The organism is Sulfuricurvum sp. (assembly GCF_049305995.1).
Taxonomy (GTDB): Bacteria; Campylobacterota; Campylobacteria; order Campylobacterales; family Sulfurimonadaceae; genus Sulfuricurvum.
Map to the genome: position 1 here is coordinate 1 of NZ_JBAQPS010000049.1, position 8,454 is coordinate 8,454.

General features: G+C 40.3%; 7 protein-coding genes and 1 pseudogene. 5 read left to right on the plus strand and 3 right to left on the minus strand.

Features of this window, described 5'->3' with window-relative positions; genetic code table 11:
- The 3 genes and pseudogenes from WA010_RS01680 to WA010_RS01690 form a co-directional block, all read left to right on the plus strand.
- Positions 1-974 (plus strand): annotated as a pseudogene (locus WA010_RS01680) (hypothetical protein); the annotation flags it as partial.
- Positions 971-1,924, plus strand: coding sequence for a hypothetical protein (locus WA010_RS01685; protein ID WP_422555445.1), 954 nt, complete (start codon positions 971-973; stop codon positions 1,922-1,924). The pseudogene WA010_RS01680 and the gene WA010_RS01685, both read left to right, overlap by 4 nt.
- Positions 1,921-2,448, plus strand: coding sequence for a YceI family protein (locus WA010_RS01690; protein ID WP_422555446.1), 528 nt, complete (start codon positions 1,921-1,923; stop codon positions 2,446-2,448). The genes WA010_RS01685 and WA010_RS01690 overlap by 4 nt, the downstream gene beginning before the upstream one ends.
- On the opposite strand, the gene WA010_RS01695 is transcribed toward WA010_RS01690, so the two are convergent.
- Positions 2,409-3,323, minus strand: a complete 915-nt coding sequence (locus WA010_RS01695) for an MBL fold metallo-hydrolase (RefSeq protein ID WP_422555447.1) — start codon at positions 3,321-3,323, stop codon at positions 2,409-2,411. The genes WA010_RS01690 and WA010_RS01695 overlap by 40 nt on opposite strands.
- A gap of 193 nt (positions 3,324-3,516) precedes the next feature.
- Here WA010_RS01695 and WA010_RS01700 point away from each other — a divergent pair, with 193 nt between their 5' ends.
- Positions 3,517-4,410, plus strand: a complete 894-nt coding sequence (locus WA010_RS01700) for an AEC family transporter (protein WP_422555448.1) — start codon at positions 3,517-3,519, stop codon at positions 4,408-4,410.
- Between the two features lie 83 nt (positions 4,411-4,493).
- The gene (locus WA010_RS01705; protein WP_422555449.1) at positions 4,494-6,395 is read left to right on the plus strand and encodes an LTA synthase family protein; all 1,902 of its coding nucleotides are present in this window, start codon (positions 4,494-4,496) and stop codon (positions 6,393-6,395) included.
- A gap of 94 nt (positions 6,396-6,489) precedes the next feature.
- Here the strand turns inward: WA010_RS01705 and WA010_RS01710 are convergent, their stop codons facing one another.
- Positions 6,490-7,176: a phosphatase PAP2 family protein gene (locus WA010_RS01710; protein WP_422555450.1), complete on the minus strand. Its 687-nt coding sequence runs from the start codon at positions 7,174-7,176 to the stop codon at positions 6,490-6,492.
- On the minus strand, positions 7,163-8,454 hold a 1,292-nt coding region (locus WA010_RS01715), incomplete at its 5' end, for a phosphoethanolamine transferase (protein WP_422555451.1). The genes WA010_RS01710 and WA010_RS01715, both read right to left, overlap by 14 nt.

Sequence of the window (8,454 nt, forward strand, 5' to 3'; positions counted from 1 at the left end):
TTACACTGATCCCGATCTACTATCTCCTAATCAAACTGGTCGCCACGCAGGAGTTCAAACCGCGATGGCATTGGTTGTGGATTGTCCCATTAGTAGGGTATGTACTCTCACTCATCATCCGTAATTTTTTCCATAACCTGAGCTACAACGAAGAGTGGTTTTTTCAGTATCTTACTCTCCTGTATCTGCCGCTTTTGTGGGTATGGCTTCATGACGCGGGGGTGAGTTTTAAAACGAATCCCTATCTGATTCTCTCGATATGGGCGTTTGTGTTTGTAGATGTAGAAGGAAATTTTCTCTTTATCCCCGAAATACGTGCATTGATTCACCGCAATGATTTGGTGGTGGGTCATGCTCATATTGCAATGGGGCTTGGGGTGGCGTTTATGGCACTTGCCATTTTGCACCATCTTTTGCCGAATCTTTTCCGTAGAGTCTATGCGGTGCTCTGGACAGCGCTGATGGCTCTGATGGCACTCGCCCTCACAATAGCGGGGATCATCGAAGCGGGAGGCTTTAGCGGAACCGTAGAGCCTTATTTAGGAGCTCGTGCACTGATCGGTGCATTGCTTGTGGGGATGATAGGGTGGATTACCTATGAGAGGCTTAAGTTTAAACTGGATTCGCCGCTAAAACTCTATCACTTGAGTGGATTTTTGAGCGATGCAGGGGGTGGGGTGATCCTCATCCTCGCGGGTGCGGCATTGTTTCCGCTGCTCGGATTTCATTTTAGCGGAACCTATGAGTACATCGTTTTTGCGTTTATGATCGGGACGGGGTTGGCACACTGGTATGGGCTTCATAGCGATCCGTACCGATTCGGCGAATTTACCGCATCGGTACGTGCCATCTGCGCATCAGTCTTTGTGGCTCTCTATATGGCAGGCTCACTCGATGGAATCGCCCTTTTGGTAGCGTTGTACGATGCTGGTTTTGCACTGGTGTATTGGTTGTTTTTACGAGGTAAAGTGTGAATTTTCTCATTATTGTTCTTAGTTCGCAGCTTTTGTACTATCTCCTTATCGCTCAGACGGGAGTAGTAGGGGCATTTGATTCGCATATTCATGATTTGTATACTCTCCCTATTGGTGGAGTAATAGGAGCATTACTGAGTGCCATTTGGCGGCATTATGGTCTCAAGCAGGAACTTTGCTTTTTGTTTGGAATACAAATGATGATTTCGTGGTTTTATCCGAATTATTCACTGGGGATGTTATTTGCACTTGGATTTGTTGTTGGGTATACGACCCCATTGCTTCTCTATATCTTTGGTTCACAAGGGAAGTTACAACTCTCTTTAGGATTGGCGATTTCGTATGCGATCGGGACGGCACTCTACACATATCCATTTATGGAACGTGATGATATCGCGGTTATTTTGCCTTTGATTTCGGTTATAGCGTTGCGTTTTACATCGTTAAAACATATCGAATATAAACAATATTCTCACTTTCCATGGAAATTAGTTGGAGTGATGATGCTATGGATTTTTGCCGATTCTGCCCTCTTTGAGACGTTAAGTCGTTCAGGCACTATGGATATTTGGAGTGAGCATACACTTCTTATTATTGCCTCTCATTTGGCTGGAGTTTATCTTGCGTATCGTTATGGAGATGGTTTGGTAAAACAAAGCCCGATTATTTTAGGGTTGTTTGCGGTAAGTTATCTACTCTTTTGGTTCAAAGAACCATTATTGCTCGCCGTTATCTATCCGGTTGTCATTTCATACTATAATGTGTTGTTATTTTATAAGCTCATTCAAATGGGAAACATTCGCACCATAGCTCTCTCTATGATCGGGGTAGGTTGGATCGCCGCATCTGCGGCAAATGCGGTTGCATTAGGACATCAGCTGTGGATAGTCGCAGTGATTTTGGGGCTTTTTGCCTTAGTATATCCATTTTATTTTAGGAGGATTTCATGATTAAATTAAGTATAACGGCACTATTACTAGCGGCCTCAGTATACGGAGGAAGCTTGTCTTTTGAGTCGGGATCGATTAAAGCGCATACGGAGGTATTTGGTGATTCGAGTATAGACCCTGTGTTTAAAAAAGCGACGTCGCACTTTTCGATGGGGGATTCAGTAACATCATTACGGGGCAGTATGGATGTGAGTATCGGTGATTTCGTGAGCGATAACTCAAAGCGTGATACGAATATGCACGAAACTATGGAGTCGGATAAATTTCCAAAAGCATCATTTGAGGTCAAGGAAGTTGTTGCCAAGGGAGGCGATAATGTACTCCTTAAAGGTACATTGAGCCTACACGGTATTTCAAAGCCTCTTAGTTTTGAAGGGACATTAACACAAGATGTTTCAAAAGTACGTATTAAAGCCAAAAGCAGTATTAAAATGTCTGATTTTGGGATCACACCGCCTAAAATGGTTTTTTTAACCGTACGTGATCAGGTTGATTTGAATGTGGATGTTGTTTTAAAACGATAAATCTCTCCGATTCGGAGGATTTTAGAGTCAAACGGATACTCTTTTGTACCGATTAACTCTTGAAACCATTCGATAGGTTCATCCAATCCATCGTCAGCGAGTTTAAAGGTTCCGTAATGGATTGGGATAAGGGTTTTCACCGTTAAATCTTTTGCCGCTTGGAGTGCTTCGAGAGGCGAGATGTGGAAATGGCGCATAATCGGTTCAGGTCGGTACGCTCCGATCGGTAAAAACGCTTCATCGATATCAAATCTCTCTTTTATCTCTTTGAAATGTTCACCCATGGCACTGTCACCTGCATGGTAGAGGGTGTGATCTGCATTTTGGATCACATATCCTCCCCATAGTGCTTTATTCATATCGATTTGAGTCCGATTGCTCCAGTGGCGGCTTGGAACGAGCGTGATAAACAACCCGCCTAGCATAACCGATTCCCACCACTCCAACTCAAAACACCGTTCACGATCTATTTTACCTTTGAGATAACGCCAAAATCCATTCGGTGCGACGATAATCGTTTTGGGATTTTGTTTGAGGAGATAGAGGATAGAGGCTTTGTCGTAATGGTCATAATGGGCATGGGTAATGAGGATGATATCGGCACGTAATTTTTCTTTAGGAAGAGGAAGAGGGCTGTATCGGCGGTAGAGGGGGAGATTCCCCAGTACCGGATCGATTGCTATTGTTGTTTCACCCAGTTTGATCCATAAAGTCGCATGTCCGAGCCACAGAGCATATTCACCGCTCGGTAAATCTTCTTGTATTTTGGTACTTAAACGGGTGTGAGTTTTCTCTCGTCGATGCAATAATTTAGATAATTGCCATTTTAGAATGGTTGTTAAATAAATTTTTGGTGAGGTATAACGATGCAGCATCAAGTTCTCTAATTTTTAGTTTATTGTACCTTTTAGAGAATTAAAAGGGGGATGCAACTACTATTGCGATACTAAAATTCTCAAAAACGTAGTTTTTGTAGCTTTAGGGGATTGCAAAGGACTCTAGTCCTTGCCACTAAAACGGATATATTCGTTTTAGTGCGTAACATCAGTTAAAATATCGGAGTAAGAGATGGAGCAGTTTGCTTTTATAATCGCTTTATTGGTTATCGGTATTCTCTTGCAAAAAGCCGATGCCCCAGTTAATTTTGCTAAAAGTCTCAATTTTTTTGTTATTTATGTCTCCTTGCCTTCTACGATTTTGATTCAAATACCAAAAATTCATTTTGATCTTTCGGCTTTAAGTGTCATCCTTGTGCCTTGGCTCCTTTTACCGATTGTTGTAGCGATTGTTATTTTTATAACTCGTCATCATTCACCGGAAGTACGTGCGGCATTGTTGCTTGTTATGCCTCTAGGAAATACATCATTTTTAGGGATACCTGTTGTCCATACATTATTAGGTGAAGAAGCTATCCCTTATCTTTTGATGTATGATCAGTTCGGAACATTTTTAATACTCTCATTTTATGGTGCTGCCGTGATAGCTCGTTATGAGACAGGAGCATTTCATATGCTAAAGATTGTTAAAAAGTTGCTTCTTTTCCCACCGTTTATCTTTCTTGTAGCGGCACTTGTATTTGGTGAAATACCGATGAAAATTCATCCGTATATCCAGCTTCTTTCATCAACTTTGGTCCCTTTGGCATTGATTTCAGTAGGTTTCTCGATGAGATTAACTGGAGAATTAGATTATGGATTATTTGCGCAATCGTTGATAGTAAAGCTGCTTATTATGCCGTTTATCGCATTTGCTTTTTTATGGGCGATGGGAACCGATCCGATTGCCCTTAAAACAGCCGTGCTTGAATCGGGGATGCCTTCAATGATTACTGCCGGAGCACTTGCTATTGGCGCCGGATTTGCCCCACAGCTTAGTGCCGCATTGGTGGGGTATGGGATAATTATTTCATTAGTAACCTTACCCATTATTACGTATGTAATGGAAAAATTTCTTTGCGGTTAATGAAATAGACTCAGAAAATACTGTTTTTATTATCCATTTGTGCCTTATACTTTTACATTCCATCATATTAGGATTATCAATACATGCTTCGTGAACTTCTCAAAATTTATTTTCTTTTTATCACCCTGTTTTTTCTCGGGAGGTTAAGTCTGTACGGTCTTTATTTCGACCGTTTGGGTGATATCAGCTTTGCAGAGTCGCTTTTATCGTTTATGTACGGTTTAAAGCTCGATACGATGACGACTTCGATCATTTTAATTATTCCTGCACTTTTATTGGCTATTACCCCCCAAGTATTTGCAAAATACGTGGGGCGTTTTATTAGCGGTTATGTCTTATTCTTTTTATTGGTAGCTTTGTATATTGAAAACGCTACATTCCCCTTCGTTGCCCAATACGATGTTCGTCCCAATTATTTGTTTATCGAGTATCTAAAGTATCCTCAAGAGGTAGTTTCGATGATTCTCAAAGAGTATCCGATGCAGCTTGCCGTGGCATTGGGGATGTTGATTATAATGGGATGGGGATATCTTCGTTTTTCGCCGCTTCGTTTGATTGAAGCCATACAGACACCGTTATGGAAACGGCTTCTTTTGTTCCCACTCGTAGTCGTCGTTCTTTTCATCGGTATCCGATCTTCGTTCGGTCATCGTCCCGCTAATATCTCAGATGCCCTCTATAGCACCAATCGTATGGCAAATGAGATCGCCAAAAACTCCCTCTACAGTATCGGATATGCCTATAAAAGCTATACCAAAGAGGGTGATTTGATCAAACCTTATGGGAAAATGGAGCTTACTGAAGCGTATTCGCGCGTTAGTAAAAAACTGGTTCTGAATACAAGTGGAGAATTCCCTTTTAATCGGTTGGAAGCGACCCATTTCCCAGCTCAATCGCCAAAAAATCTTGTCATTTTTATCCAAGAATCGATGGGATCTCAGTTTGTTGGATTTAGCGGTGGTGATGTAACCATTACTCCAAATCTTGAAAAACTTTCTCATGAAGGAATTGCTTTTGGTAATCTTTTTAGCAATGGAACACGCAGTATCCAAGGATTGGCAGGGATGAGTTCTGGATTTTTACCTTTGCCGGGAGAGGGAGTTGTGAAGCGTAATAAATCTCAAAGTGATTTTTTCACCGTCGCACAGCTTCTCAAACCATTGGGATACAAGTCGAGCTTCATTTACGGTGGTGAGGGGCGGTTTGATAATATGCGTAGTTGGTATATGGGGAACGGTTTTGATGAAGTGATCGAACAAAAAGATTACCAAAATCCAAGTTTTGTGAGTACATGGGGGGTTAGTGATGAAGATTTGGTCCTCAAAGCGAATGAAAAATTTAAATCCCATGCGGCAAAAGGGGAAAAATTTGTCTCCGTGATGTTCTCATCTTCGAATCACTCTCCATTTGAGTTACCGGAGGGAAAAATAGATTTTATCTCCGGAAAACCAAAACAAGGGGTTGAAAACGCTGTAAAATATGCCGATTTCGCCATTGGGCGATTCTTTGAATTAGCGAAAAAAGAGTCCTATTATAAAGATACTGTTTTTGTTGTCGTTGCTGATCACAACGTCCGCGTATACGGTGATGATTTAGTTCCTGTCAATATGTTCCATATTCCTGCGTTGATTATCAGCGATGGAGTTAAAGCTCAAAAATGTGATACGCTATCAACTCAGCCTGATGTTTTGGCAACTGCTTTGGATATGATCGGAGTTGACCTCGCTTACCCTATATTAGGGCATTCGATATTTAGTGATAAAAAACAAGAGATTGTGCTTATGATGTTCAACGATAACTTCGCCCTACGCGATCATGAAAAAGTTGCCATCATTCAACCCAACAAAGAGGCTTTAACCTTTCTCTATGAGAAGGAGCACCTCAAACCCACTGCTCACGATAAAGAGCTCGAACGTGATGCACTCGCATTTATCACTGTCGTGGATGATATGTACAACAAAAAATTATTCCGAGTTGCTAAGTAATAGGGTTTAGTTTCCGTTCGATATGAGCTTGTCGAAGCGATGTTTTTTTAAGCTCATATCGAATTATAAAGAAGGTTACGATAGAAGTTTAATATTAAGTTTTAGCTGAGATTGTCACTTTATTTACTCCTCGTACGATGAGCAAAATAATTAGCCATGCCAAAATCATTGTAATAACCGTATGACTTAGGAAATGATCTCCTATGAGCATTTTATAACTTCCCATACTCCATCCAATAAGCATAGCGGTAGCAGCAGCTGTGATTTTTGCTTTTCGCGAACGAAATAAAAATACCAAAGCAAGTAATGCGAACCCGCCACTCGCATGGCCTGCCGGCCAGCATTTTTGTTTTTCTAAATGACACGTTTGTGTATTGTATTTTTCCCACACACATGTATGCGGATAAGCTCCGCCAAAAATTTCAATGTTTTTTGGGCAAGGCATATTGGTCACTGCTTTTAATGAACCAACGATCAAAGGGACAAAAATAGATGATAAAATAACAATTATAAAGCCTCGTCTATAAGGCTTCATCCATGATTTTTGCCATCCTATAATGAGCCCTATTAAAAAAAGAACTGCGATAACGATCAAAAGACGCTTAATACCATCATAAAAAATAAATTTTAGAACCTTATCATTACTATCCACCATCCACTGGTGTGTCAGAGGATTATAAAAATGACTTTGCACCCAAATATCTGCACCGCTCAATCCAAAAAAGAGAACGCTACCTATTAAAAGGATTACCGAAGTAGCTATATTTTTAGTGGACACCATACAAAATATCCAATTCTGGTTTGTAAACACTGCTATTTATCTCCATAAAATTTAATGCCGTATGAAAATAGAAATCATGCGAAAAAGGTTGATGGGCTTTTTGTTTCAACCCTTCTTTATCGATTGCAAAATTTTTCCCGAACCACATCAGAGCAGGAACATGTTTTTGAGCTTCAGGTGCAATAGCGTATGGAAACCCATGTAGATAAAGCCCTTTTTCTCCCAACGACTCGCCATGATCGCTCACATAGAACATCACCGTTTCGAATTTACTATCGTATTGCTTTAAAAAACTAATCGTTTTCGAAAGAAAATGATCGGTATACAATATGGCGTTATCGTATGCATTCGTGATCTCCTGCTCAGTACATTGTTCAAGTTGATTACTTTTGCATACAGGGGTAAATTTTTCATATGCTTTGGGATAGCGTTTATAATACGCCGGTCCATGATTTCCCATCTGATGCAATACAATCACGATATCCCCTTTGGGATGGGCTTTGATATATTCATCCAAGCCGATTAGCATCCCCTCATCACGACACTCTCCATCTTCACACATCGAATTATTTTTGGGATCTTTGAAATCTTGATATTCAGCTCGTATCGCTACCCCTTTGGAATTAGAGTTATTATCTCTCCATAATACATTTACACCTGCATGTCCTATAACATCCAAAACGTTTTCGATGTGCTGTGCTTTTTCACCATCATAATTGTCCCGAGTTAAAGATGAAAACATGCATGGAACCGATACCGCTGTTTCTGTTCCGCACGAACTAAATTGAGAGAAATTGACAATATCCTCTTTTTTCAACAGAGGATTAGTTTCACGTGCATACCCATTAAGTGAAAAATGATCCCAACGTGCTGCTTCACCCACTACTAAAATAACTAACTCGCGATCCACATCGGTTTCAGGAATTTTAGCATCTTTGCCGATAATTTGTAATCCGATATAGGGATGAGAAAGTGATTTTTGAATGTAAGATCCGATTGAATAGAGATAATACCCTGGATTGGCATAGTATCGTAAAGGCTTATGTTCACGGAAAAAAGAGGTGTAATTTTTATTAAATGCCACTAACACGACGATGATTATTCCCAATGCAATCCCAAGAACTTTTATTTTTTCGGATAACATTTTTTTAAAAGAGGTTTGTTTTATCTTTACTAAATAAATAAGCCAAGAGGGGATCACACCAATAACAAGAACATATAAAATCAGGGTAAAGCTAAATAAATCTATCGATTCATTAAGATTGGTCTCTAAAATAT